Origin of the sequence: Lelliottia sp. RWM.1 (assembly GCF_016859735.1) — a bacterium.
Taxonomy (GTDB): Bacteria; Pseudomonadota; Gammaproteobacteria; order Enterobacterales; family Enterobacteriaceae; genus Enterobacter.
In genome coordinates this window covers 87772-113329 of the sequence record NZ_WLVC01000002.1, presented here as the reverse complement: position 1 = coordinate 113329, position 25558 = coordinate 87772, and the positions used below count along the sequence as shown (strand labels likewise).

General features: G+C 55.0%; 22 protein-coding genes. 11 read left to right on the top strand and 11 right to left on the bottom strand.

Annotated features, from left to right (window positions below; genetic code table 11):
• Nucleotides 1–186: 186 nt before the first annotated feature.
• The 3 genes from GF617_RS02345 to GF617_RS02335 form a co-directional block, all read right to left on the bottom strand.
• Complete coding sequence (locus GF617_RS02345) at nt 187–1152, bottom strand: TerC family protein (RefSeq protein WP_203450988.1); 966 nt, start codon at nt 1150–1152, stop codon at nt 187–189.
• A gap of 276 nt (nt 1153–1428) precedes the next feature.
• The gene (locus GF617_RS02340) at nt 1429–2415 is read right to left on the bottom strand and encodes a Gfo/Idh/MocA family protein (protein ID WP_203450987.1); all 987 of its coding nucleotides are present in this window, start codon (nt 2413–2415) and stop codon (nt 1429–1431) included.
• Nucleotides 2416–2610: 195 nt separating this feature from the next.
• Nucleotides 2611–3111, bottom strand: coding sequence for a YgjP-like metallopeptidase domain-containing protein (locus GF617_RS02335; protein ID WP_203450986.1), 501 nt, complete (start codon nt 3109–3111; stop codon nt 2611–2613).
• 85 nt (nt 3112–3196) lie between these two features.
• On the opposite strand from GF617_RS02335, the gene rlmG reads away from it, so the two are divergent.
• On the top strand, nt 3197–4333 hold the full coding sequence (gene rlmG / locus GF617_RS02330) for a 23S rRNA (guanine(1835)-N(2))-methyltransferase RlmG (protein WP_203450985.1): 1137 nt from the start codon (nt 3197–3199) through the stop codon (nt 4331–4333).
• Between the two features lie 113 nt (nt 4334–4446).
• On the opposite strand, the gene GF617_RS02325 is transcribed toward rlmG, so the two are convergent.
• The 3 genes from GF617_RS02325 to lsrR form a co-directional block, all read right to left on the bottom strand.
• The gene (locus GF617_RS02325; RefSeq protein WP_203450984.1) at nt 4447–6468 is read right to left on the bottom strand and encodes an NADPH-dependent 2,4-dienoyl-CoA reductase; all 2022 of its coding nucleotides are present in this window, start codon (nt 6466–6468) and stop codon (nt 4447–4449) included.
• Nucleotides 6469–6637: 169 nt separating this feature from the next.
• A complete protein-coding gene (gene lsrK / locus GF617_RS02320) occupies nt 6638–8257 on the bottom strand; it encodes an autoinducer-2 kinase (protein ID WP_181620875.1) in 1620 nt (539 codons plus the stop codon).
• Nucleotides 8258–8289: 32 nt separating this feature from the next.
• Entirely contained in the window at nt 8290–9261 is a 972-nt protein-coding gene (lsrR, locus tag GF617_RS02315) for a transcriptional regulator LsrR (protein WP_181620874.1), read from the bottom strand.
• 215 nt (nt 9262–9476) lie between these two features.
• On the opposite strand from lsrR, the gene lsrA reads away from it, so the two are divergent.
• The 6 genes from lsrA to lsrG are packed head-to-tail and all read left to right on the top strand — an operon-like array spanning nt 9477 to nt 15164.
• Complete coding sequence (gene lsrA, locus GF617_RS02310) at nt 9477–10964, top strand: autoinducer 2 ABC transporter ATP-binding protein LsrA (RefSeq protein ID WP_181623840.1); 1488 nt, start codon at nt 9477–9479, stop codon at nt 10962–10964.
• On the top strand, nt 10961–11992 hold the full coding sequence (lsrC, locus tag GF617_RS02305) for an autoinducer 2 ABC transporter permease LsrC (RefSeq protein WP_203450983.1): 1032 nt from the start codon (nt 10961–10963) through the stop codon (nt 11990–11992). Before lsrA ends, lsrC begins: the two co-directional genes overlap by 4 nt.
• A gap of 1 nt (nt 11993) precedes the next feature.
• Nucleotides 11994–12977 (top strand): autoinducer 2 ABC transporter permease LsrD, encoded by a 984-nt coding sequence (gene lsrD / locus GF617_RS02300; protein WP_181620872.1) that lies wholly within the window; start codon nt 11994–11996, stop codon nt 12975–12977.
• Nucleotides 12974–13975, top strand: coding sequence for an autoinducer 2 ABC transporter substrate-binding protein LsrB (lsrB, locus tag GF617_RS02295; RefSeq protein WP_203450982.1), 1002 nt, complete (start codon nt 12974–12976; stop codon nt 13973–13975). The genes lsrD and lsrB overlap by 4 nt, the downstream gene beginning before the upstream one ends.
• A gap of 11 nt (nt 13976–13986) precedes the next feature.
• A complete protein-coding gene (gene lsrF / locus GF617_RS02290; protein ID WP_181620870.1) occupies nt 13987–14874 on the top strand; it encodes a 3-hydroxy-5-phosphonooxypentane-2,4-dione thiolase in 888 nt (295 codons plus the stop codon).
• Nucleotides 14871–15164 (top strand): (4S)-4-hydroxy-5-phosphonooxypentane-2,3-dione isomerase, encoded by a 294-nt coding sequence (gene lsrG, locus GF617_RS02285; RefSeq protein ID WP_181620869.1) that lies wholly within the window; start codon nt 14871–14873, stop codon nt 15162–15164. Before lsrF ends, lsrG begins: the two co-directional genes overlap by 4 nt.
• A 64-nt stretch (nt 15165–15228) precedes the next feature.
• Here lsrG and GF617_RS02280 read toward each other — a convergent pair whose 3' ends face one another.
• Both GF617_RS02280 and GF617_RS02275 read right to left on the bottom strand, forming a co-directional pair.
• Entirely contained in the window at nt 15229–16077 is an 849-nt protein-coding gene (locus GF617_RS02280) for a dihydrodipicolinate synthase family protein (protein WP_203450981.1), read from the bottom strand.
• Between the two features lie 12 nt (nt 16078–16089).
• Nucleotides 16090–16776: a B3/4 domain-containing protein gene (locus tag GF617_RS02275; protein ID WP_203450980.1), complete on the bottom strand. Its 687-nt coding sequence runs from the start codon at nt 16774–16776 to the stop codon at nt 16090–16092.
• A 42-nt stretch (nt 16777–16818) separates the two neighbouring features.
• Here GF617_RS02275 and GF617_RS02270 point away from each other — a divergent pair, with 42 nt between their 5' ends.
• Entirely contained in the window at nt 16819–17421 is a 603-nt protein-coding gene (locus GF617_RS02270; RefSeq protein ID WP_203450979.1) for an XRE family transcriptional regulator, read from the top strand.
• A gap of 31 nt (nt 17422–17452) precedes the next feature.
• On the opposite strand, the gene ygjG is transcribed toward GF617_RS02270, so the two are convergent.
• The gene (gene ygjG / locus GF617_RS02265) at nt 17453–18832 is read right to left on the bottom strand and encodes a putrescine aminotransferase (protein WP_181620867.1); all 1380 of its coding nucleotides are present in this window, start codon (nt 18830–18832) and stop codon (nt 17453–17455) included.
• A 435-nt stretch (nt 18833–19267) separates the two neighbouring features.
• Between ygjG and GF617_RS02260 the strand changes: the two genes are divergently transcribed.
• Together GF617_RS02260 and GF617_RS02255 are read left to right on the top strand one after the other, a co-directional pair.
• Complete coding sequence (locus GF617_RS02260; protein WP_203450978.1) at nt 19268–20788, top strand: PAS domain-containing methyl-accepting chemotaxis protein; 1521 nt, start codon at nt 19268–19270, stop codon at nt 20786–20788.
• Nucleotides 20789–21126: 338 nt separating this feature from the next.
• Nucleotides 21127–22686: a methyl-accepting chemotaxis protein gene (locus GF617_RS02255; RefSeq protein WP_203450977.1), complete on the top strand. Its 1560-nt coding sequence runs from the start codon at nt 21127–21129 to the stop codon at nt 22684–22686.
• Here GF617_RS02255 and GF617_RS02250 read toward each other — a convergent pair.
• On the bottom strand, nt 22683–23177 hold the full coding sequence (locus GF617_RS02250) for a PadR family transcriptional regulator (protein WP_181620864.1): 495 nt from the start codon (nt 23175–23177) through the stop codon (nt 22683–22685). The genes GF617_RS02255 and GF617_RS02250 overlap by 4 nt on opposite strands.
• Nucleotides 23178–23402: 225 nt before the next feature.
• On the opposite strand from GF617_RS02250, the gene GF617_RS02245 reads away from it, so the two are divergent.
• A complete protein-coding gene (locus GF617_RS02245) occupies nt 23403–24167 on the top strand; it encodes a siderophore-interacting protein (protein WP_203450976.1) in 765 nt (254 codons plus the stop codon).
• Here GF617_RS02245 and GF617_RS02240 read toward each other — a convergent pair whose 3' ends face one another.
• Nucleotides 24168–25337, bottom strand: coding sequence for a DNA repair protein (locus GF617_RS02240; protein ID WP_203450975.1), 1170 nt, complete (start codon nt 25335–25337; stop codon nt 24168–24170).
• Nucleotides 25338–25558 lie beyond the last annotated feature (221 nt).

Below are 25558 nucleotides of genomic sequence, written 5' to 3'. Positions count from 1 at the left end.
ATTTATTTCCGGATGTAAGTAAATGTTTGCCTGGGTGAGTATAGGGAAAGTACAGAGTGAGGGAAGCGTAAAATGCTGAACTTTACGTGTTGCATCATATTTTTTAACTATTAAATTACATTTTGATATCGCCCTCTCCCATGGGGAGAGGGCCGGGGTAAGCCTGCCAGGTTGCCCCCAGACTGACTAAACCTGCTGTTTTTTATCGTGCTGGCGGTTAACCCAGGTGTTGATAATTAGCGTAACGATCAGAATGCCAAATACCACACCCAGCGAAATCGCGATTGGGATGTGATAGAAATCGACAATCAGCATCTTGATACCGATAAATACCAGAATGACCGACAGACCGTATTTCAGCATTGAGAAGCGCTCAGCCGCGCCTGCCAGCAGGAAATACATCGCACGCAAGCCGAGAATAGCGAACAGGTTTGAGGTCAGTACGATAAACGGGTCAGTGGTCACCGCGAAGATCGCCGGGATGCTGTCTACAGCGAAAATGACATCACTCAGTTCGACCAGAATCAGCACCAGCAGCAGCGGCGTGGCGAACAGCAGGCCGTTCTTTCGCACGAAGAAGTGCTCGTTTTCGATCTTGTCGGTCATACGCAGATGACCACGGATCCACTTCACCAGCGGCTTATCGCCAATGCCTGCGTCATCTTCTTTCGCCAGCGCCATCTTAATACCGGTGAACAGCAAGAACGCGCCGAAGACATACAACAGCCATTCGAACTGGGTAATCAGCCAGCTTCCCGCAAAGATCATGATGGTACGCAGGATGATCGCGCCCAGTACGCCGTAGACCAGCACGCGGCGTTGCAGCGAAGCCGGTACAGCGAAGTAACTGAACAGCATCAGCCAGACGAAGACGTTATCGACAGCCAGCGCTTTCTCGATCAGGTAACCGGTAAGGAATGCCAGCGCCTGTGGGTCCGCGACAGCGCGGCCCTCAGTTGAGGCCAGATACCACCAAAAGGCAGCGCAGAACAGCAGGGAGAGCGTGACCCATACCAACGACCAGACCGCAGCCTGTTTCATTGTCATGCCATGCTCACCGCGACGCCCCTGTAAAAAGAGGTCGATTGCCAGCATGATGAGCACGACAACCGCGAATCCGCCCCACAACATGGGAGTGCCGACAGAATGCATACTATTTTCCTTCCACATAAAAAAACAAAAACGGCTATGGTCAGAAGACGATAGCCGTTAGCTTTTTATGCATAGACCTCGCCTTCCGGCAAGGTCTCACTTACAACGAAAAAAGAATACACAATGTATCCCTTTTTGGTTGCCCGGCGACCGGATGCGGTATTGCACGCATCGTAATGACGATCCACCGGCAAGGAAGTTACTCCCCTTTGCGGGTAACAAAATATGTCAGACCATCGGTTTCGTCAATGGTTTGTACAATTTCATTACATAGCTTTACGCGATAACTTCTGCACCCACGCCGTCTGCCGGGAACACCACGCCCGTCTGGCGGCGGATCTCCGTTTGCAGCTTCGCTGTGGTGCGGCTTACCGCAAGACCTGGGTGGTTCACTTCTTTGTCTTCTACCAGACGCGCAAAGACCTCTGCCTCATAGAGCATAGTGTTAATATGTTGAGGCTGCGTTAGCTCCTGCGCTTTACCGCCACGTGGCACAAAGCTCAGTTTCTGGCACTCGGAAATTTTCTCGATCACCAGCGATCCTGCTTCGCCCTGGATTTCGCTTGGCAGCACGGAATCACTGACTTTTGAGTGTTGCAGCGTTACGCTGAAATCACCGTAATCCAGCACCACTAAACCGTGTGCATCCACGCCGCTTTCCAGCAGGCTGGCCGTGGCGGTGACGCTGTGTGGCTCGCCCCACAGCGCAACGGCGGAGGCCAGGCAGTAAAAACCGATATCCATAATCGAGCCGTTAGAGAAAGCCGGGTTAAAGGTATTCGGGTTTTCGCCATCCAGATAACGCTGGTAACGCGATGAATACTGGCAGTAGTTACGCACTTTGCCCAGTTTCGGTAACGACTGCTGCAACAGCAGGAAGTTTGGCAGGCAGGCGGTTTTGAAGGCTTCGAACAGCACCACCTGATTTTCACGGGCAAGAGCGATAGCGGCTTCCACTTCCTGAATATTCGACGCCAGCGGTTTCTCGCAAATCACATGTTTTTTATGGCTGAGGAACAGCTTTGTTTGCGGGAAGTGCAGAGAATTTGGGCTGGCGATATAAACCGCGTCAATGGCATCACTTTGCGCCATCGCGTCGAGCGAGGTGAACAGATGTTCGACCAGGTAGTCATTCGCGAAGGTCTGCGCCTGCTCAAGGCTGCGGGAATAGACTGCGGTGAGCTTATATTTGCCGGTTTCGTGGGCGGCGTCGACGAACTGGCGCGTGATCCAGTTCGTACCAATGACTGCGAAACGTATCATAAACGTTTACGTACTCCGTAGCTGGGAACCTTTAGCCACTGTAGCACGTCATCATGACAAAACGAGTGCGCTATTGCGCATCCCCGTCATTATTCAGGCTGCCGCTGCGTTGGCTTTCCTCGCTCACCCCAACCACTTGCTGATGTAATCTCCTGGGGATTCACTGCGTCGCCGCCTTACGGCAACCTGAATACTTTAGGGGAGAGCCTTTAACGATAAATGCGTAAGCCACAAACGGGTATCGAACTCCAGCTGGTGATACTGCGGCTCCATGTGGCAGCACAGGGAATAAAACGCTTTGTCATGCTCTTTTTCTTTAAGATGCGCCAGCTCGTGTAACACAATCATGCGCAAGAATGCTTCCGGCGCATTGCGAAATACGGTTGCCACGCGGATCTCGGCTTTAGCTTTCAGCTTACCACCCTGCACACGGGAGATGGCCGTGTGCAGACCAAGCGCGTTCTTCAATACGTGGATCTTGTTGTCATACATCACTTTATTAATGGGGGATGCGCTCTTCAGATACCGGTTTTTCATATCCTGCGTATACTGCCAGAGAGCTTTATCGGTCGTAATGCCGTGTGAGTCGGGGTAGCGTTTTTCCAGCACGTCACCCAGCCTTTGCTCGGAAATTAACGTGCGAACCTGGGAAAGTAAGCTCTCCGGGTAGCCCTGGAGATAAGTTAGTTGGTTCATCAAAGCCCCAAATCGACAATAAAGAGTATATACTCACGCACCCTTTTCAGGGATAACGCCGAAATTTTACCACTCAGGAGGGCCGATGAGCCACTTAGACAACGGTTTCCGTTCACTCAACCTTAAACGTTTCCCGGAAACGGACGACGTGAACCCGCTTATGGCGTGGGAAGCGGCGGATGAATATCTGCTGCAACAGTTGGATGAGACCGAAATCAGCGGCCCGGTTCTGATCCTGAATGACGCGTTTGGCGCGCTGGGCTGTGCCCTGGCTGAACACACGCCTTACAGCATCGGTGATTCCTATTTAAGCGAGCTGGCGACGCGTGAAAACCTGCGCCACAACGACATCGAGGAAGCCAGCGTTAAGTTCCTCGACAGCACGGCGGAATACCCACAGGCGCCGGGCGTGGTGCTGATTAAAGTGCCTAAAACCATGGCATTGCTGGAACAGCAATTGCGCGCACTGCGTAAAGTCGTCACTCCGCAAACCCGTATTATCGCGGGCGCAAAGGCGCGTGATATCCATAACTCCACGCTGGAATTGTTCGAGAAAGTGCTCGGTCCGACAACGACCACACTGGCGTGGAAAAAAGCGCGTCTGATCAACTGTACGTTCAGTGCGCCAGAACTGGCCGACGCGCCTGAAACGCTGTGCTGGAAACTGGATGGCACAGACTGGACGATCCACAACCACGCGAACGTCTTCTCCCGTACCGGTCTGGATATTGGTGCTCGCTTCTTTATCGAGCATCTGCCGGAAAATCTGGAAGGTGAGATCGTCGATCTGGGCTGTGGTAACGGTGTTATTGGCCTGACCCTGTTAGCGAAGAATCCAGAAGCCAGCGTCGTCTTTAGCGATGAATCGCCAATGGCCGTGGCTTCCAGCCGTCTTAACGTGGAAACCAACATGCCAGAGGCGCTGGACCGCTGCGAGTTTATGATTAACAACGCACTTTCTGGCGTGGAGCCGTTCCGCTTCAACGCGGTGCTGTGTAACCCGCCGTTCCACCAGAAGCATGCGCTGACGGATAACGTCGCCTGGGAGATGTTCCACCATGCGCGTCGTTGCCTGAAAATTAACGGCGAGCTGTACATTGTGGCGAACCGTCATCTGGATTACTTCCACAATCTGAAGAAGATCTTCGGTAACTGCACCACGATTGCGACCAACAATAAATTCGTGGTGCTGAAAGCCGTTAAGCTGGGCCGCCGCCGCTAACCTACAGAGGCGTGATACCCTCATTCCAATCCTCTCATGGGAAGAGGGCACAAACACTAAAAACGGCAACCTGGTTGCCGTTTTGCTTTTGTCCTGATTATCTGGCAATGCCGTTAAATCGCCAGGGCCAAGTGAGTCCCCTGCGCAATTGCGCGGCGGGCATCCAGCTCCATCGCCACATCACATCCGCCGATCAAATGCACCGTTTTACCCGCTTCACGCAGTGGCTCGGCCAGTTCACGACGTGGCTCCTGTCCGGCGCACAAAATCACATGATCCACGTGGAGTCGCTGCGCTTCACCGCCGATCAACACGTGCAGACCGTCGTCGTCGATCTTCTGATAGCTTACCGACGGGATCATTTTCACGCCGCGCGAGAGCAGGGTGGTGCGGTGGATCCAGCCCGTTGTTTTTCCAAGACCGTCACCCGGTTTGCTGGCCTTGCGCTGAAGCATGACGATCTGGCGCGGGCTTTTTGACAGATGCGGACCTTCCGGGCGCAACCCACCGGATTGGTTCAGGCTGGTATCGATCCCCCATTCCACACAAAACTCGGCGATATTCTGACTGGTGGCTTCCCCCGGCTGGCTCAAATACATCGCCGTATCAAAGCCGATCCCGCCGCAGCCGATAATTGCCACCTTTTCACCGACCGGAGCTTTGTCGCGCAGCACGTCGAGATAGCTCAGTACCTTCGGATGGGTAATGCCGTCGATCTCCGGCGTGCGTGGGGCGATCCCACAGGCCAGGATCACCTCGTCAAACGCCGCAAGATCGCCTGCGCTCACAAACTGATTCAGACGCAGATCCACACCCGTCAGGTCGATCATCCGGCGGTAGTAGCGCAGAGTTTCATAGAACTCCTCTTTGCCGGGGATCTGTTTGGCAATATTAAACTGCCCGCCGATCTCGGCTGCTGCATCAAATAAGGTCACACTGTGCCCGCGTGAGGCGGCATTCACCGCAAACGCCAGCCCTGCCGGGCCTGCACCGACAACGGCCAGATGCTTTTTCTGCACCGTTGGCACAACCGGCATTTTGGTTTCGTGGCAGGCACGAGGGTTGACCAGGCAGGAGGTGACTTTTCCAACGAAGATCTGATCGAGGCAGGCCTGATTACAACCGATGCAGGTATTGATCTCATCGGCACGGCCGTTTTGCGCTTTTGAAAGCAGCTCGGCATCAGCGAGGAACGGGCGTGCCATCGACACCATATCAGCATCGCCTTTTGCCAGCAGGTCATCAGCCACCTGAGGGTCGTTAATACGGTTGGTAGTGACCAGCGGGATCGACACTTTACCTTTCAGCTTGCGTGTCACCCAACTGAATGCGGCACGCGGCACGGGGGTTGCGATGGTCGGAATACGCGCTTCATGCCAGCCGATCCCGGTATTGATGATGGTCGCGCCTGCGGCTTCAATAGCCAGGGCCAACTGGAGGGTCTCTTCGAATGTCCCGCCCCCTTCCACCAGATCGAGCATCGACAGGCGATACACAATAATAAAATCGGTTCCGACACGTTCACGAACGGCGCGCACGACTTCCACGGCAAAACGCATACGACGTGTGTAGTCTCCGCCCCACGGGTCATCACGCTGGTTTGTACGCGCCGCCAGAAACTCGTTAATCAGATAACCTTCTGAGCCCATCACTTCAACGCCGTCATAGCCAGCCTCACGCGCCAGCGCAGCACAACGGGCGAAGTCGTCAATCAGCGTCAGGATCTCCTCATGGCTGAGAGCGTGTGGTTTAAAGCGGTTAATCGGCGCCTGGATAGCGGAAGGTGCAACCAGATTTGGCTGATAGCTATAACGGCCGGTATGCAGGATTTGCAGGGCAATTTTACCGCCTTCCTTGTGCACCGCGTCGGTCACAATGCGATGGTGCGCTAGCTGGCTGGCGTCACTCAACACCGCACCGCCTTCCATACCAACACCGGATGAGGCAGGGGCGACGCCGCCGGTCACAATCAGTGCGACACCGTGGCGGGCGCGTTCGGCATAAAAGGCGGCCAGACGTTCAGCCCCATCCGGATGCTCTTCAAGACCGGTATGCATGGACCCCATCAGTACGCGGTTTTTGAGGGTGGTAAACCCCAGATCAAGCGGGGCGAATAACGACGGATAGCGGCTCATAATCTCTTCCAGTGTAAAATTATTGTTATGTGGTCGGATGAGTTATTAATTTAGCCAGCGGCAGAAGAAAGGTAAAAGCGGGATCAAATGATTGTGATGGGATTCAAAGAAAGGCGTTCCTCACTCAACCCCTCTCCCTGTAGGGGAAAGGGGACAGTCTGGTGTGTTCTTAAAGGGCGGGTTTGGTCTGATTTTCCCCCTCGGCTCTATGGGGTGAGGGGGAACGCACCAGCCCCGGGGCCTGCCACATTGACGTGGTTAGCCCGCTGTCGACCAGCCCAAGCTGGTCAGCGTAAACCGCCTGCCATTTCTGCATCATGCCGTCGTACAGCTCGCGGTGTTGCGGGTTTGGCATAAACTCCCGGCTCCATTTCACCAGGTGCTCGCCTGTACTGGCCATATCGCTGAACAGTCCAGCCCCGGTTCCCGCTGCGATGGCACAACCCAGCGCAGTGGCTTCCTTTACTTCAGGCACACGCACCGGTAGCCCGGTGACATCGCTTAATATCTGGCTCCATAGCGCGCCTTTAGCCCCTCCGCCCGCAAACACCAGGCTTTCAAACGCGACACCGGAGAAGCGGGAAATCTGCGCCAGGTTGCAGGCGGAGACAATTGCTGCGTTCTCTTCCAACGCACGGAAAAGGGTCGCTTTGTTGCATTTTTCCGGGTCGATGGAGAGGTTAATAAACGAGGGGGCAGCGTGATACCACTGCTTAAAGTGCATCGCATCAGAGAAAATCGGCATCACGCCGTGCGAACCCGCAGGGACGCGGCTCGCCATCTCTTCGAGCAGGGAGTAAGTATCCATCCCCATCCGCCCGGCGATCAGTTTTTCTTCTGCACAAAAGGCGTCCCGGAACCAGCGCATCGTCAGCCCGGTGAAGAAGCTGATCGACTCAGCTTGCGCCATGCCGGGAATAACGTGTGGATTGACGCGAATGTTCATTTCCGGATCGGTACGTACCTGTGGCAGATTCACCACCTGCTGCCAGAACGTGCCGCCCAGTACGGCCGTTTGTCCGGGACGCACCACGCCCAGGCCCAGACAACCAAGCTGCACATCTCCGCCGCCCATCACGACAGGCGTACCTTCCCGCAGACCACTTTGCTGTGCTGCTGCAGGCGTAACCGCCCCCAGTAATGTTCCCGTCTCTTTTACCGGGGAGAGGATATCGGCCCGTAGCCCGGCCATGTCCAGCAGTGCCGGACGCCAGTCGCGGGTGAAGAGATCCAGCATGCCGGTGGTTCCGGCGTTAGAGGGGTCAACCGCCAGCTCGCCGGAAAGTTTTGCCGCCAGCCAGTCGCTGATCATGGTGATGGTCGCCGCTTTACGGTAAATATCCGGGCGATGGTGTGCCAGCCACAGCAGGCGCGGCATGGCACTCAGCGCCAGCGTCTGGCCGGAAACGTCATACACTTCGGATTCGAAACGGTAGTCGTGGATCTCTTTCAGCTCTGCCACTTCGCGGCTGGCGCGGGCGTCAACGTTGGCGCAGGCCCAGATGGCATCACCGTTACGATCATACAGGACGATGCCTTCCCGCATTGAACAACAGGCAATGGACTGAATATCAGCGGCGTTCAGATGGGCGCGTTCCAGCGCCTGATGAATGCACTGGCAGGCGAGCCGCCAGTTCGTCTCAAGGTCGAACTCCATTGAGCCCGGCACGTTTTCCACACTCAGGTGTATCCACTCTGCCTGGCCGACGGCTATCTGGTTGCCGTGCAGATCAAAAATCACAGCGCGAACGCTTCCGGTCCCTGCATCTAACGCTAAAAGGTAACTCATGGCATGCCTCGTGTCAGGCGCAGGGCAAGCTCTTACTTCGCCAGAGCCAGCACCGCGCGGGCTGTCGTCTCTTCCGTCACCAGGCCATTGATACGGCGACCTTTCAGTGCGGCATAAATCGCATCGGCTTTTTCTTCTCCACCGGCGACGCCAACGATAGTGGGTAGCTGTGCCAGTTCGTCCAGCGTGACCCCCAGTAATTCACGGTGGATCGCAAGCTCGTCGACCCGTTCTCCTTCGGCATTGAGGAAGTAGCCAAGGATGTCGCCCACTGCGCCTTTGCGGGCATACATCAGCTGTTCACCTTCAGTGATATAGCCGGATCGCAAAATGGTGGCATCACGGCGTTGATTCACTGCGCCAATCCCCACCACGGCAACATCGGCGGCGGTAGCCGCGAGGATCACATCCCGAACGCTGGTTTCTCGTCGTAAGATCCCCGCGACTTCGGCGGATGACACACGAAGCGGGGCGGGGATCATGCTGACGCTACAGGCGGCATCAAGTTGGCCGATACCGGTCATATACGGCCCCACGCCACCGGAGAGCGTCACCAGGCGAACCTGTTGTGAGCTAATAAACCCGCTTAAATGCTGAAGGCAGCTCATGGTCGTTTCGCCAAATCCCACTGCCAGTAACTGTCCAGGTTCCAGTACACCCATTAATGACTGTGCTGCACCAATGCCTAGCCGCACGTTCATTGGTGGGGTATTCAGGGCTGGCATTACGCGCACCAGTTTCAGCCCAAAGTGCTGCTGCAACTCTGTTTCCAGCGCCAGGCAACCCTCGTAACGGGAGTTGATCTGCACGCGGATGACGCCAGACTGACGCCCTTTTTCCAGTAAACGCGAAATCTTCAGACGCGGCAGACCCAGGCGCTCGCCAATGTCGTTCTGCGTCAACCCGTCGTGGTAGTAGCACCAGGCGACGCGAGCCACCAGTTCTTCTTCTGCCAGTGCCAGCCCGGCAAACCGGCTTTCTTCCGCAATGCGTTTATCGCTCATGTTTGAACTCTTATAAAAATTTAGATCATATGTTCGTGATGGCGCGGGCGGAAAATGTGAGCCACGCGGCAAAACAGATCTTTTAGATTGTTTCCGGTTTATCTGGATCTTAATCGATAAAACTGTGATCCCTGCACGGTTGTAAATATAGTTCACCGTCTACGCTTTTGAACATTATTAAATCTAAAAATCATTTGTTCAATGGCGGAGCGATGATGACACCACTGATCGAAGCGCGCGATATCTGCAAGCAGTTTTCCGGCGTGCCGGTATTGAAAGGCATTGATTTCACACTGCTGGCGGGCCAGGTGCATGCGCTGATGGGCGGGAACGGGGCCGGAAAATCAACGCTGATGAAAATTATTGCCGGGGTCGAGACGCCGGATAGCGGTGAACTTTCCGTCGCAGGGCAGGCATTTGCGCGGCTCAATCCTGGGCAGGCGCATAAGCTGGGCATTTACCTTGTCCCGCAGGAGCCGATGCTGTTTCCCAACCTGACCGTACGCGAAAACATCCTCTTTCGCCTGCCGCGTGAACCGGGTCTTGAACAGAAGCTGGCTGACAAACTTCAGCAGTTGCAGTGCCAGATCAACCTTGATGCTGCTGCCAGTACGCTGGAAGTTGCGGATCAACAGATGGTGGAGATCCTGCGCGGGCTAATGCGTAACGCCACGATCCTGATCCTGGATGAACCCACCGCGTCGTTGACACCAGGGGAAACCGAACGGCTGTTTCGCCAGATCTGCGCCTTGCAGGATCTGGGTGTCGGCATCGTGTTCATCTCGCATAAGCTGCCGGAGATCCGCCAGCTGGCGAGCCACGTTTCGGTAATGCGCGACGGCGCGGTGGTCCTGAGCGGGGAAACGGCGCGGTTTGATGACAATGCGCTGATCGCGGCCATGACGCCAGTCAGTCGCGAGCAGGGGTTGAGTGATACACAAAAGCTGTGGCTGGCGCTGCCGGGAAACCGGCGCACGCAGGCGCAGGATTTTCCGGTGCTGCGCGTGGACGATCTCACAGGAGAAGGGTTTATTGATTTAAGCCTGGAGATCTACGCCGGTGAGATCGTCGGCCTGGCCGGACTGGTGGGCTCCGGGCGCACCGAGTTTGCCGAAACGCTCTATGGCCTGCGTCCGGTACGCGGCGGTCGCGTCTGGCTGGAAAATCAGGATATTACGGGAGACTCCATTCTCTCGCGGCTGGACAAAGGGCTGGTTTATCTGCCCGAAGATCGTCAGGTTTCCGGCTTGTTCCTGGATGCGCCGATTCGATGGAACACCGTCGCCCTGAATGAGCCGTCGCTATGGCAACAGCGTAAGCGCGAAGCCGCAGTGGTGGAGCGTTATCACCGGGCGCTGGGGATCAAGCTTAATCATCCTGATCAAACTGTACGCACGCTTTCGGGAGGCAACCAGCAGAAGGTATTGCTGGCGCGCTGCCTGGAGGCCAATCCACTGTTGCTGATTGTCGATGAACCCACGCGCGGCGTGGATGTGTCAGCTCGCGCGGATATCTACCAGTTGATCAAAAGCGTGGCGGCACAAAACGTGGCGGTACTGATGATCTCAAGCGATCTCGACGAGTTCCCCGGACTGGCGGACCGCGTGCTGGTGATGCATCAGGGCGTACTCAGCGGCGAGTTGCCGCGCCATGCCGTCAGCCTCGACCGCATGATGGCGCTGGCGTTCGGAGGGCAATCATGAAGACGTTACTGAAAAACCGTGAACTCAGCGCGTTGCTGGCGATCATTGCGCTGTTTGCGGTACTGGTCGCCCTTAACCCGGCTTATCTGAGTTTTCAGACGCTGGGGATGATTTTCGCCAGCAGTCAGATCCTGATCCTGCTGGCGATCGGAGCAGCGCTGGTGATGTTAACCCGCAATATCGACGTGTCGGTAGGCTCTACCGTTGGCCTGTGCGCGATTGCCGTCGGGGTCGCCCTGAACAGCGGCTACAGCCTGCCGGTTGCAATGCTTTTTGCCCTGGCGATTGGCGCACTGGCGGGAGCATTTAACGGTTTACTGGTGGTGGGGCTGCGGATCCCGGCCATCGTTGCCACGCTGGGTACGCTGGGGTTATATCGCGGCGGCATGCTGCTCTGGACGGGAGGTAAGTGGATTGAAGGTTTACCGTCGAGCCTCAAATCTCTCTCGGAACCGCTTTTCATGGGGATTTCACCGATTGGCACAGGTGTCCTGATTTTATCTGCGGTGGGGGTGTGGATCTTGTCGCGCACCGTGTTTGGCCGTGACTTTTATGCCGTGGGCGATAACCTCGCCGCTGCGCGTCAGCTGGGCGTGGCAGTGAACCGTACCCGCATGATTGCCTTCACCCTGAACGGTGTTCTGGCAGCCTGCGCCGGGATTGTCTTTGCCTCGCAGATTGGTTTTGTGCCGAACCAGACGGGGAGTGGGCTGGAGATGAAAGCCATTGCTGCCTGCGTGTTGGGCGGCATTTCGTTGTTGGGCGGGACGGGCACATTAATTGGCGCTTTTCTCGGGGCATTCTTTCTCACGCAAATCGATACCGTCCTGGTGCTGTTCCGGCTTCCGGCCTGGTGGAATGACTTTATCGCCGGGCTGGTTTTGTTGGGGGTTCTGGTACTTGATGGACGTCTGCGACAGGCGCTGGCACGGCATCAGCGCGCGCTGAAATACAGCCGTTTCCAGCCGGGTCATAAAGGGGGAAAGCACGTCACACCGTTCCCGAAGCGCAAAAAAGAGGTGGCGTAAAATGAAACGTAGCTGGGAAAGTGCGCTGCTGATTTTGCTGGTGGTGGAGATCCTGCTTTTCGGGGCGATTAACCCGAGGATGCTGGATATCAACATGCTGCTGTTTAGCACCAGTGATTTTATCTGCATTGGCATTGTGGCACTGCCTCTGACGTTGGTGATCATCAGCGGCGGGATTGATATCTCCCTTGGCTCGACCATTGGTCTGTGCGCTATTGCGCTGGGCGTGATGATGCAGGCGGGCTGGCCGATGGCTGTCGCCATCCCGCTCACTCTTCTGCTTGGTCTGCTGTGCGGTTTGTTCAACGCGGCTCTTATCCACTACACCGGCATCAGCCCACTGGTGATTACGCTGGGGACGCTCTATCTCTATGGCGGCGGCGCGCTGCTGCTCTCCGGCATGGCGGGGGCGACGGGGTATGAGGGTATCGGCGGCTTCCCGGACAGCTTCACGGCATTCGCCAACCTCACCGTTTTCGGTCTGCCGATCCCGCTGGTGCTGTTTGCGGTGATCACCTTTTTCTTCTGGCTCATCACCCATCGCGGGCGCTTTGGCCGGCATCTGTTTCTGATTGGGCAAAACCCTCGTGCAGCGCGCTATGCGGCGCTGTCGGTCAACGGTATGCCTTACGCGCTATATGGCCTGGTGGGTGTGGCGTCCGCGATTGCTGCGCTGGTGATGGTCTCGTATTTCGGTTCCGCGCGCTCCGATTTAGGGCGTGATTTGCTCATGCCAGCACTCACTGCCGCCGTGCTGGGCGGAGCGAATATTTATGGCGGTTCAGGTTCGGTTATTGGTACGGCACTGGCGGCGCTGCTGGTGGGGTATCTGCAACAAGGTTTACAGATGGTCGGCATCCCCAGCCAGGTGTCGAGCGCGCTGTCAGGGGCGCTGTTGGTTGTCGTGGTAATGGGACGGTCGCTGAGCTTGCACCGTGAATGGGTGCGCAATTTCTTCCTCAAAACTACCCGGAGCGTAAGATGAAAACAAAACTGATAGTCCTGGCGATGGCACTCAGCTTCGCATCGGCGCAGGCGGCAGACCGCATTGCCTTTATTCCTAAGCTAGTGGGGGTGGGGTTCTTTACCAGCGGGGGTAATGGTGCGAAAGAGGCCGGGAAAGCCCTTGGCGCAGACGTGACCTACGATGGCCCGACCGAACCGAGCGTCTCTGGTCAGGTGCAGCTCATCAATAACTTTGTGAACCAGGGCTATAACGCCATTATCGTCTCCGCCGTGTCGCCTGACGGCCTCTGCCCGGCGCTGAAGAGGGCAATGCAGCGCGGCGTGAAAGTTCTCACCTGGGATTCTGATACCAAACCGGAATGCCGCAGCATTTACATCAACCAGGGGACCCCGGAACAGCTCGGCGGCCTGCTGGTGGAGATGGCAGGTAAACAAGTCAGCAAACCCAATGCCAAAGTGGCTTTCTTCTACTCAAGCCCCACCGTCACGGACCAGAACCAGTGGGTGAAAGAGGCGAAAGCTAAAATCGAGAAAGATCATCCTCAGTGGCAAATTGTTACCACCCAGTTTGGCTACAACGACGCGACCAAATCCCTGCAAACCGCCGAAGGGATCTTTAAAGCCTACCCGGATCTGGACGCGATCATCGCCCCGGATGCCAACGCCTTGCCCGCCGCAGCACAGGCAGCAGAAAACCTAAAGCGTGAAGGCGTGGCGATTGTGGGATTCAGTACCCCGAACGTGATGCGTCCTTACGTTGAGCGCGGTACGGTGAAAGCGTTCGGCCTGTGGGATGTCGTACAGCAGGGAAAAATTGCGGTCAATGTCGCCGATCATTTGTTGAAAAAGGGCGATCTTAACGTTGGCGACAGCGTGGACGTAAAAGACATTGGGACGCTGAAGGTCGAGCCGAACAGCGTTCAGGGTTACCAGTATGAGGCGAAAGGCAATGGCATTGTGTTACTGCCGGAGCGCGTGGTGTTCACCAAAGAGAACATCAACAAATACGATTTCTGACGGGGGAGCAAATGGCTGATTTAGACGACATCAAAGACGGCAAAGATTTTGGCATCGGCACACCGCAGCAAAACGTGCCCTTCACTCTGAAAGGGTGTGGCGCGCTGGACTGGGGGATGCAGTCGCGGCTGGCGCGCATCTTTAACCCGAAAAGCAACCGCACGGTGATGCTGGCCTTTGACCATGGCTATTTTCAGGGGCCGACGACCGGGCTTGAGCGTATCGATCTCTCTATTGCGCCACTGTTCGGGGAAACCGATGTGCTGATGTGTACGCGCGGTATTTTGCGCAGCCAGGTTCCGCCAGCGACCAACAAACCTGTTGTGCTTCGTGCCTCAGGCGGCAATTCCATTTTAGGTGAGCTGTCCAACGAGTGTGTCGCGGTGGCGATGGAAGATGCTCTGCGTCTGAATGTCTGCGCAGTGGCGGCGCAGGTTTATATCGGCAGTGAATTTGAGCATCAGTCGATCAACAACATCATCAAACTGGTGGATGCGGGTAGCCGCTACGGCATCCCGACGCTGGCGGTGACGGGGGTGGGCAAAGAGATGGCCCGTGATGCACGTTACTTCTCGCTTGCCAGCCGCATTGCCGCCGAAATAGGGGCGCAGTTCGTGAAAACGTACTACACCGATGACGGCTTTGAAAAAGTGACGGCCAGCTGCCCTGTACCGATTGTGATTGCGGGCGGCAAAAAACTGCCGGAGCACGAGGCGCTGGAGATGTGCTGGCGGGCGATCGATCAGGGGGCGTCCGGCGTGGATATGGGGCGTAACATCTTCCAGTCCAGCGCACCGCTTGCCATGCTGAAAGCAGTGAAAAAAGTGGTACATGAGAACTGGAATGCCCGCGATGCATTCCAGTTCTGGCAGGAAGAAAAACAGGGAGAGGTAAAATGAATGTGACGTTAGTGGAGATCAACATCAAACCCGAGCGGGTGGATGAGTTTCTGGAAGTCTTTCGCGCCAACCACGAAGGCGCGATCCGGGAGCCGGGAAACCTGCGTTTTGACGTATTGCAGGACCCAAGGGTGAAGACCCGGTTCTTTATCTACGAGGCTTATAAAGACGAAGAGGCGGTGCTGGCGCATAAGAAAATGCCGCACTATCTGGCGTGTGTCGATAAGCTCGAAGAGCTCATGTCGGAGCCGCGCAAAAAACGCAGTTTTGTCGGGTTGTTGCCGGAGTAACGGTCCTGGGTTATGAGGCGCTGCTGGGGGGCGACCGGGTAAGCACAGCGCTACCCGGCTTTTTTCAGGCCAGTTCCAGTTTAGCAAGTATCGCAGAAAGCTCTTCCCGTGGCTCGCCATGAATCGCCTGCAACGGGAAGGGTAATGCCGGTGTCGCGACTTTCCCCATCATCTCGGCAGCGGCGGCAATGACCCGCAAACTGCCGTAACGGCGGAACAGCGCCCACAGTGGTTCCAGACGTTCGGATTGCCCCTCCTCTTTTGAGCGTGCAAGCGCCAGTGCCGTGTGCGGGAATAATCCGGCGAGAACGGAATACCACACGTCAAACCCGGCCCGCAGGGCGGAAGCGGCGCGCCAGTCTCCGCTGATCCCCATCGAGACGGTATCCGGAAGACGCGCACGCAGCTGCGCAACATTCTCCGGCACGTGGCCAAATTTCACGGAACCGACATGGGGTAAGGCCGCGACCGCAAACATCAGCTCGTCGCTAAACTCAAACCCGGTGGTGGCGGGATTATCGTATACGCACAGCGGAACGGAGAGCTGATGAGTGACGGTGTCATAGAGCCGGTAAACTTCATCATGGGTCAGACGCTGGTAGGAGACCGGAGCCATCAGGACGCTGGCGGCGCCTGCCGCCTGAGCCTCTTCCGCCAGGCGCAGAATATCGTCGAGCCGGAGTGCGCCAATACTGACCATGACAGGAATGCCATTGGCGTGGCTGACGGCACAACGGGTGATGTGCGCACGCTCAGTCAGTGTCAGGTAAGCGTAACTCCCTGTGGAACCGAGGATCCCTAGCGAATCGACACCCGCATCGACCAGCGGTGTCAGCAGATGAGTGAAGGCGCGTTCGTCAAATTTGCCGTCTTTCAGTGGTGTTAACGGAAAGGCGCTTAACCCGTGAAACATGTTTTTTTCCTCTCACCGTTCCAGCCGTTGAATATGTGCCGTTGCCCCTGGCATGAGTTTTTGCAGGTTGCGTACCAGCTCGTCACCCGCCTCTTCCAGTGCCGGGAATGGCATCGCAGGCAGACTTTCCAGAATAAACCACATGGTTTGCGCCTGGCTGTCCAGACGTGTGCGAACGCCTTGCCGCCAGTTCCAGCGACGGCAGGTTACGCCTGCATCATCGCGCCAGATCACTTCACCTGCATCCGGATACTCCACAACGGTTTGCCCCTCTTTGAGGGTATCAAACGGTTCATTGCCATCGGCAAGCGTCAGGCGTGGCGTGCCGCAGTAGGCGGCCAGATTCTCCCCGCCGACGGGGATCGCGTAGCGAATACTGATGGCATTGTAGATATCGACGACCGGATCGAGCGAGGGCAGTGACCCCTCTTTTAGCACCCGCTTACGCAGAGCCGCGGCTGAACAGGGAGTGCGTTTAGGTTTTGCGCCAAAGGCTTTAAATGCGTCATCCCAGGCCGCGAGATGCGCATCGGCCCAGGGCACATCATCATTCAACACCTGCTGACAGGCCTTTGCCAGTGCGGCAGGAGCAACGTCGGGGTGCAAAATTGGGGCTGCTTCAACCAGAATGCTCAGTGCCCGAAACCCAGGCGCAATTCCGGTGAGACGCGGATCTATTGACGGCGTGACGAGAGACATAAATAATCCTGTATTGACTGTTTTATACCATGGTAATGACCAATGACTGATAAAGTCAATATAATGACCGATTCGGGTGCAGATATTGCCCAGGTAAGCCTGGCGGTCGCCAGCCGTATCCGCAACTGGCGCAAAACAAAAAAGATGTCTCTGGATGAGCTTTCGCGTCGTGCGGGCGTCAGTAAAGGGATGCTGGTGGAGATTGAGAAAGGCGCGGCGAACCCCAGTATTGCCATTCTGTGTAAGCTGGCGGCGGCGCTAGGTGTTTCTGTTGCGGAGATCGTCAATGTTGCGAGCGAACCCTTCGTTCATGTGATTGAAGGTTCGGCGATTCCGGTGTTGTGGCAGGGAGAGCGGGGCGGATGTGCCCGGCTGTTGGCGGGTACAGCAGGCCCGGACATGATTGAGCTCTGGCGCTGGGAGATGTATCCGGGCGAATGCTTTACGTCATCGGGACATCCTGCCGGCACGTTCGAACTTCTGCATGTTGAAGAAGGGGTGTTAACGCTCAACGTGGAGGAGACGGTTACGCGGGTTAACGCCGGATCGTCTGCTGTAGCAAAAACGGAAGCCGCACATCGCTATGCCAATGAGGGCGAAGGTCTCTTAAGGTTTACGATGACGGTGGCGGAATTTCACTGTTAAAATTCCCCCTCCGGGCGGAGGGGGAGTGATATCACGCTTCTTCTACGCTTACCCGCAGGGCGGCCAGCGCTTTACGTGCGGCTTTTAGCACCAGCTCACACTGTTCAATGGTCAGCGTTAGCGGCGGTTCAATGCGAATGGTTTTGGAGTTATTGAGCGTACCGGCAACCAACACTCGCTGGCGGAACATCTCGCTCGCGAAGCTGTAGCCCGTTTCATTGTCGACAAACTCAATCGCCATTAGCATGCCTTTGCCGCGTGCATCCTGGACCAGATCCGGGTATTCACGCCCCAACTGACGGAAACCGTCCAGCAACATGTCACCTTTTTGCTCCGCCTGAGCAGGCAGATTTTGCTCCAGCAGAACATTGATGGTTGCCAGCGCCGCCGCACAGGCCAGCGGGTTTCCACCGAAGGTAGTGGTGTGGAGGAACGGGTTATCGAACAGAACTGAAAACACCTCTTCAGTGGCAACCGTCGCCCCGATAGGCATCACGCCGCCGCCGAGCGCTTTCGCCAGGCACAGAATGTCCGGCTGAACGTTCTCATGCTCGCAGGCAAACATTTTACCTGTACGCCCCATCCCGGTTTGCACTTCGTCGAAAATCAGCAGTGCACCAAACTCGTCACACAACTTACGCACGGCGGGCAAATACCCTGGCGGTGGCAGGATCACGCCACCTTCTCCCTGGATTGGCTCCAGGATCACCGCAGCCACGTCATCACCGGTTTTACGGCATTCGGTGAGCAGGGTGCGCATCGCGTTAATATCGCCAAACGGCACATGGCGGAAGCCAGGCAGAAGTGGCATGAACGGCTTGCGGAAGGTTGATTTAGCCGTTGCTGACAGTGCGCCTAATGACTTGCCGTGGAACGCGCCACTGGTTGCGACGAAGGTGAATTTGCCGCGCGGTGACTGGTACGCTTTGGCGAGTTTTAGTGCCGCTTCGACCGATTCCGTCCCGCTGTTGCTAAAGAAGCTGTATTTCAGTTTGCCGGGCGTTAAAGCCGCCAGCGTTTTTGCCAGCATCGCGCGAAGCGGATCCAGCAGTTCCTGACTATGAAGCGGTTGTTTCGCAAGTTGATTCTGTACGGCGGAAACCACAACTGGATTACGGTGCCCCACGTTGAAAATACCAAAACCACCCAGGCAATCTATAAACTCCTGTCCTTGGGTGTCGACAAGCGTATTCAGACTTCCCGCTTGCCACTCTACGGCTCCGTAATCCCCGCCGGCGGTAACAGATTTGCGATACTCCAAAAACCCAGGATTCACATGCTCTTTAAAGTAGTCGATAACCTCTCGGTTAAGTTGTTTCATCTCCTCATGATCAAGCGTTCGCTTCTCAATGAGATTCAATGCGTGCGCGGTACAGGCAAGAGCCGAGGCGCTGGAAGGTAACCTGTTCAAAATGTGCTCCCGGGGATCGCGTATCACATGATACTGAAGTAAGTATTGCAGGGATTACGCCACTTCCGGTGACTTAACGAAAATCGGGATAAACGCCTGGTTAACATTATGTTGTGCGAAATTTAATCATGCCGACGCCATCGAAACGGGATTAAGCGGCAGACCAAAACGGGTAGGTCATGCGCGTGAAAGCGTCAATTGCACTCGTGTGGTGCAGTCATTGCTTCTTTAGTGGGCGTTAACAGGTCATGCTTCGTGGGTAATTTCTCAACGAAAGTATTTGAAATCAATCAATTATAAAAACGTATAAAAAGTGCGGTTTAACTTAAATTTGCGATCTCAATCAAATTTAACAACTAAAGATAAATTGTTTACCGCCGAAAAAAGATTAATCCACAAAATTAACATTCAAATAACCTGCAAGGGATGCCCATAATGTCCTCTCCATCCTATGTCACCCAGAATGAATATCCTCTGGACGATGACACCACCTTAATGTCCACCACCGATCTTCACAGCTACATCACCCACGCCAACGACACTTTTGTGCAAGTGAGCGGTTACAAGCTAAATGAACTGCTGGGCCAACCGCACAATCTTGTGCGTCATCCGGATATGCCAAAAGCCGCCTTTGCCGACATGTGGTACACGTTGCAGCAAGGCGAGCCCTGGAGCGGGATTGTGAAGAACCGTCGCAAGAATGGTGACCACTATTGGGTGCGAGCCAACGCCGTACCAATGGTGCGTAATGGCCAGGTGACGGGGTACATGTCGATTCGCGCAAAAGCGACGGCCGAAGAGATTGCAGCGGTCGAGCCTTTATATAAGGCATTGAATGAAGGTCGCTGTAACAAACGCGTTCATAAAGGGCTGGTGGTACGTAAGGGCTGGCTCGGGAAGTTGCCCGCGATGCCGCTACGCTGGCGTGTTCGCAGTGTCATGGCGGCGCTTTTCGTGATACTTGCCGCCGCGCTTTACATGACCGAAGGCGGCCTGGTTGCGCTGGGAACCAGTGCACTGGTGATGCTTCTGGGAACCGTATTGTTTGAGCAGCAGATTGTCCGCCCGGTTGAAAATGTGGCGCGTCAGGCGCTAAACGTGGCGACCGGCGAACGCAATACCGTTCAGCATCTGAACCGCAGTGATGAGCTGGGGCTGACTTTACGTGCCGTCGGGCAACTGGGTTTGATGTGCCGCTGGCTGATCCATGATGTCTCAAGCCAGGTTGTCAGCGTGCGTGACGGTAGTGACAGGCTGGCGCAAGGCAATGAAGATCTCAATGATCGTACGCGCCAGACGGTTACAAATGTGCAGCAGACTGTCGCCACAATGAACCAGATGGCGGCATCTGTGCAGAGTAACTCTGAAACGGCTGCTGAAGTGGATAAACTTTCGATGGCGGCCAGCAGCGCGGCAACGGAAGGCGGACATGCCATGCAGACCGTCGTAAAAACCATGGATGATATTGCTGACAGTACCCAGCGTATTGGCTCCATTACTTCGCTGATTAATGACATCGCCTTCCAGACCAATATTCTGGCGCTGAATGCCGCGGTAGAAGCGGCACGAGCAGGCGAGCAGGGGAAAGGTTTTGCGGTGGTTGCAGGAGAAGTGCGTCACCTGGCGAGCCGGAGCGCGAATGCAGCCAACGACATCCGCAAGCTTATTGATGCCAGCGCCAGCAAGGTGCAGTCTGGCTCCGATCAGGTTCACGCCGCAGGGCGCACTATGGATGGTATTGTTGAGCAGGTGAAGAATGTGACGCAGCTGATCGCGCAAATCAGCCATTCGACCTCTGAACAGGCTACCGGCCTTGCGGAGCTAACTCGTGCCGTTGCCGAGCTGGACAGCATCACCCAGAAAAACGCGGACCTGGTGGAAGAGAGCGCCCAGATCTCCGCCATGGTTAAGCACCGCGCAGGACGACTCGAAGACGCCGTGACTGTGCTTCATTGAGTCTGTAAAGTTCCAGAAAAGCCGCTTATTTCGTAAGGGATAAGCGGCTTTGCTATTTGGCGGTTTGTAATTATTAATACGATCTAATGTTAATTGGATATTAAATAACTAAAAAAACCGCTTTGGTTATTTATCTGTGCCTAAGTCAGTTTATCCCGATGCTATTTCACAAACCTATACTCTGGTGGATGTATAACGATCAATGTGGTCATATTAATAGCCTGCACCTATCCATTATGATGGTTATGAAATAAAAAAACGATCAAAGTCATAAAGTTAGTGGCTTCGTTACCGATAACGGTGATCGTCTGAGAAATAATCACATCGATGGAGTAAATATGTTCTTACATGACGTAAAGATCGGCACAAAATTATTTCTGGCGTTTGGATTCTTTATTGTATTGATGGTGCTTAGCGCCAGTTTATCGCTGTTAAGCCTGAACAGGGCAAACAACGGGATGCAATCCATCATTACAAATGATTACCCGACAACGGTAAAAGCCAACCAGTTAATTGATCAGTTTCAGGAATTTGTAAGCACTCAACAGCTCATGTTACTGGATGAACAGGGCAAGTACACCGCGCAGTCGCAGCAGCATCTGAAAGAGATCAGTGAACACATCACTGTGATTCTGGGTGACCTGAACAACTCTCTGCGTGATAAAAAATCACAGCAAGTCCTGACGGATATCCGTGGGGTACGCCAGCAGTACCTTGACTCGCGTTATCGCATTTTGCAGGCGGTGCAGAACAACGATCGCGCGAGTGCGCTTCAGGAGATGATGACCAATACCATTAATTTGCAGCAGGCTTACAAGGCGAAAGTGCAGGAGCTGATTACGATTCAAAACAGCGAGATGCAAAATGCCGGTATGCAGGTAGACGGTGATTTCAGAACCAACCGTCTGCTGCTGATTGTGATCACGCTATTCAGCGTGGCGGTAGGCAGCATTATTGGCTGGTACATCGTGCGTTCCATTACGCGTCCGTTGGGCCAGGCGGTGACGTTTGCTGAAGCTATTGCTGAGGGCGATCTCACCGGGAGCATCACCTCGCACGGCAAAGATGAAACAGGCCTGCTGTTGCATGCGTTGATGGAGATGAAAACCCGCCTGCTGGAGATTGTGCAGCAGGTGCAGACCGGCTCGGAGAATATCTCGAGCGCTGCAGCACAAATTGTGGCAGGCAACCAGGATCTGGCCGCACGCACGGAAGAGCAGGCTAGCTCCGTGGAACAGACGGCCGCTTCAATGGAGCAGATCACCGCCACGGTGAAAAACACGGCCTCACATACCGGCGAAGCCACTAACCTGTCAGCGGATGCGGCAGCAGTGGTCAAAAATAACGGCGAAATGATGAAGCAGGTGACCAGTAAAATGCGCCTGATTAACGAGACATCAAACCGGATGTCCGACATTATCGACCTGATCGACGCCATTGCCTTCCAGACCAACATCCTGGCGCTGAACGCCGCGGTGGAAGCGGCACGTGCCGGTGAGCATGGCCGTGGCTTTGCGGTGGTGGCAGGTGAAGTGCGCCAGCTGGCGCAGAAGAGTGCCTCCTCTGCCAGTGAGATCCGTCAACTGATTGAAAGCTCGTCCAGCCAGACGCAGGACGGGATGAACCTTGTTGAGAAAGCCAGCGGCTTGATCAACGGGATGGTCGGTAACGTCGAAGAGATGGACGTGATCCTGCGTGAGATCCGCCAGGCAAGCCATGAACAAACAGAGGGTATTTCGCAGATTAATAGTGCGATTGGCCTGATAGATGCCACTACCCAGCAGAACTCTGCGCTGGTGGAAGAGTCGGTGGCGGCGGCGGCATCGCTGAATGAACAGGCGATGCACCTGAAAGAGCTGGTACGTGTCTTCCGCGTGAGTGACCGCGCGCTGGCTTAATCTAACTGGGAGATCTCAAGCGCTGCGCGGTCAATCACCCCGATGATCTGTTTCAACTGTGCGTCGCTGAGTTCTCCCTGATTGACTCTCAGATCCAATACGGCCTTAAAATTGTCCAAAGCCCGCTTCATCTGCGGGTTTTTACGTAACTGAAAGCCTACGCAGCGGGCTTTAATACGTGCCTGAATGTGTTCCAGATGTTCCTGGTTTTCATCCAGCCAGTGTTGCCCGGCAACGGTGATGGCAATCTTTTTACGCCCATTCTCTTCTTCCGTGATGGTGATAAACGACTGATCCTGCAAAAAATCGAGGGTCGGATAGATCACACCAGGGCTTGGGGTGTAATTCCCCTGCGTCATGGTCTCGATCGCTTTGATCAGCTCGTAGCCGTGGCTGGCGTTGCGGGTCAGGATCTCCAGAATCACCAGCCTTAACTCGCCGTGACCAAAAAAGCGCTGACGGCGTCCGCCGCCTTCGTGTGCGTGTCGCATAGTTCATCCTTATAAATTGATATATCTAATTTATATCTAAATTGATGCCTCTAGCAATAATTACATTGTTATTTTATTTAATTTATTGATTTTTATGTATTTATTTTTGATTGCATTTCAATGTAATGACTATATCAAAAAAAAACTTGCAATCTTGTTTGTTAGCAATCATTATCATTTAAAATTTATTTCGATATATCGTATTCACTTCATGAAGGCATAAAAATGACATCAACCCGTTACCCACAACGTGTCCGTAATGACCTGCGCTTTCGCGAGCTGAATGTACTTCGCGTTGAACGCATCAGTGCGGGTTTCCAGCGTATCGTCCTGGGCGGAGAAGCGCTGGAGGGCTTTAGCTCCCGCGGATTCGACGACCACACCAAAGTCTTTTTCCCGGAACCGGGAGTAACCTTTGTAGCACCTGTTGTCACCGATGAAGGTATTAACTGGGGAGAGGGCGTGCGCCCGCAGGCGCGTGATTACACGCCACTGTATGACGAAGCTCACCACGAACTGATGCTCGATTTCTTTGTTCATGACGGCGGTATTGCCAGCACCTGGGCAGTACAGGCGAAAGTGGGCGACAAGCTCACCATTGGCGGACCACGTGGCTCGCTGGTTGTGCCGGAAGATTACGCCTGGCAGCTGTATGTGTGTGATGAGTCCGGGATGCCGGCATTGCGTCGTCGTTTAGAGGGCATTGCAACACTGCCGGTTTGCCCGGAAATTCATGCGATCGTGACCGTCGGTGATGAATCTTATAAGGACTATCTGGCGCACCTGAGTGATTTTAATATCACCTGGGTTGTTGGGCACAATGAACAGGCGATTGCCGACAATCTGGCACAACTGACCGTTCCTGCTGAGGATTACTTCATCTGGCTGACCGGAGAAGGGAAGGTGGTGAAAAACCTGAGCCGTCAGTTTGAAAGCGACCCGGTGGATCAGCAATTGGTACGTGCCAGTGCATACTGGCACGCCAAATAGCTACGCCGCTGAATCCAGCTGCGCTTCGCTCACCTGATGTTCGAGCGAGGCGCGCACATCGTGTAACGCCCTCTCTTGCTGGGTGAAATAGGCTTCCATATTGTTCAGCGATGAGACGAGCAACCAGGATTCCTCTTTTTCCAGCTCTGCCAGCTCATTCACGAGCGTGTCGATTTGCTCGCGAACCTGCGCCATTTTTTTGCGAATTCGCTCCAGATCGTTCAGCCTGTCGCTTGCCATCAGCGGCTCAAAGCCCTGCTGTAAACGGGCTACCAGGGAACGAATCGCTTTCACATCTCCGCGCTGCTTCGCCTGGTTTAGCTGTACCATCATGGTGTTGGCTTCTTCTTTCAGATCGTCCGCCACCAGATCCGGGTGGCAGAGCTTACTCGCCTGACGCCAGAGCCGTTTGAGTTCGTTTTGATCTTCTTCGGACAGATCTTTGTCCTTGCGCAGCCTGACTTCGGCATCCTGATGCTGCTCGCGATACTTGTCGTACTCTTCATTGGCATGGTCACGCGCCTGACGCGCCGGTTCTTCTTCGCGTGTTAAACCGCTTTCAAGCTCCAGCGCTTCGGCCAGCAGGTTGGTAATCAGGTTGCTTTGCTGCTGAAGATTTTTGCGCGCGTCCGCGGCCTGCATGGAATCAGCCGGGAGATCGCGCCATCGCTGCGTGAGTGTCGCCAGTAATTCGACGGCCTGCGCCATATATTGCTGGCAGCGGCGATAGTCCTCTTCCCGGCGCCGGGCTTCCGCCTGCTGACGGCGCAGATTCAGCTCTGCCAGCGTTTTGCGCAGGGAGAGGATCTGCTGCATCAGCGGACCCAGGCGGGAGAAGTAGAGGTCATTGAACTCGTCAAGCTGCTGCACTCGGGCATTGCGACGGTCAATGAGATCGCGCAGTCGCTCTTCCAGTGCTTTCAGTTCCAGCTTACTGGCGGCGACCTGCGGGTCACGCCATTGGGTGATTGCACGCTGGCTCTGTAACCAACGGACGATAGCCGCCAGCGCTGCGGTGTAATTCTTCTTCTCAAGCGCCACGACGATTGCCTGTAGCTCATCGTCAAACGCTTCATTTTTCAGCCGTATCAGCTGGCTCTGAATGATGTCGTCATCTTCCAGTTCAATGGCATTTTTAATGATTTCTAGCCGTTTAATCGGTGTGCTCATGATGCCTTTCGCTTTGGCGCTTAAGTATTTGAGTTAAGGTTAGTTGTTGAGAAAGCTACAGGAAATAATACACATGGATGATGATCGGCGCGATGGGGGATTTCTTTAGTTTTTGTGGTTTGTGAGGGGGAGTGATGATTCGCTTGTGTTCATTCTGGAAGATGACTCGCAGAAGGGCAATTGGGACTTCGAAGAGCAAGCGAAACCTGTGCAGGGCTGTT

Bases quoted from the DNA above. Each gene is read 5' to 3' on its own strand.
- lsrR (WP_181620874.1), bottom strand. From the start codon at position 9,261: ATGAGCGATAAACGCATTGCGGAAGAAAGCCGGTTTGCCGGGCTGGCA.
- GF617_RS02240 (WP_203450975.1), bottom strand. From the start codon at position 25,337: ATGAGCACACCGATTAAACGGCTAGAAATCATTAAAAATGCCATTGAA.
- GF617_RS02275 (WP_203450980.1), bottom strand. From the start codon at position 16,776: ATGTCTCTCGTCACGCCGTCAATAGATCCGCGTCTCACCGGAATTGCG.
- lsrD (WP_181620872.1), top strand. From the start codon at position 11,994: ATGAAACGTAGCTGGGAAAGTGCGCTGCTGATTTTGCTGGTGGTGGAG.
- GF617_RS02270 (WP_203450979.1), top strand. From the start codon at position 16,819: ATGACTGATAAAGTCAATATAATGACCGATTCGGGTGCAGATATTGCC.
- GF617_RS02280 (WP_203450981.1), bottom strand. From the start codon at position 16,077: ATGTTTCACGGGTTAAGCGCCTTTCCGTTAACACCACTGAAAGACGGC.
- lsrB (WP_203450982.1), top strand. From the start codon at position 12,974: ATGAAAACAAAACTGATAGTCCTGGCGATGGCACTCAGCTTCGCATCG.
- lsrK (WP_181620875.1), bottom strand. From the start codon at position 8,257: ATGAGTTACCTTTTAGCGTTAGATGCAGGGACCGGAAGCGTTCGCGCT.
- GF617_RS02245 (WP_203450976.1), top strand. From the start codon at position 23,403: ATGACATCAACCCGTTACCCACAACGTGTCCGTAATGACCTGCGCTTT.
- GF617_RS02335 (WP_203450986.1), bottom strand. From the start codon at position 3,111: ATGAACCAACTAACTTATCTCCAGGGCTACCCGGAGAGCTTACTTTCC.
- GF617_RS02255 (WP_203450977.1), top strand. From the start codon at position 21,127: ATGTTCTTACATGACGTAAAGATCGGCACAAAATTATTTCTGGCGTTT.
- lsrG (WP_181620869.1), top strand. From the start codon at position 14,871: ATGAATGTGACGTTAGTGGAGATCAACATCAAACCCGAGCGGGTGGAT.
- GF617_RS02340 (WP_203450987.1), bottom strand. From the start codon at position 2,415: ATGATACGTTTCGCAGTCATTGGTACGAACTGGATCACGCGCCAGTTC.
- GF617_RS02345 (WP_203450988.1), bottom strand. From the start codon at position 1,152: ATGCATTCTGTCGGCACTCCCATGTTGTGGGGCGGATTCGCGGTTGTC.
- GF617_RS02325 (WP_203450984.1), bottom strand. From the start codon at position 6,468: ATGAGCCGCTATCCGTCGTTATTCGCCCCGCTTGATCTGGGGTTTACC.
- lsrC (WP_203450983.1), top strand. From the start codon at position 10,961: ATGAAGACGTTACTGAAAAACCGTGAACTCAGCGCGTTGCTGGCGATC.
- GF617_RS02260 (WP_203450978.1), top strand. From the start codon at position 19,268: ATGTCCTCTCCATCCTATGTCACCCAGAATGAATATCCTCTGGACGAT.
- lsrF (WP_181620870.1), top strand. From the start codon at position 13,987: ATGGCTGATTTAGACGACATCAAAGACGGCAAAGATTTTGGCATCGGC.
- lsrA (WP_181623840.1), top strand. From the start codon at position 9,477: ATGACACCACTGATCGAAGCGCGCGATATCTGCAAGCAGTTTTCCGGC.
- rlmG (WP_203450985.1), top strand. From the start codon at position 3,197: ATGAGCCACTTAGACAACGGTTTCCGTTCACTCAACCTTAAACGTTTC.
- GF617_RS02250 (WP_181620864.1), bottom strand. From the start codon at position 23,177: ATGCGACACGCACACGAAGGCGGCGGACGCCGTCAGCGCTTTTTTGGT.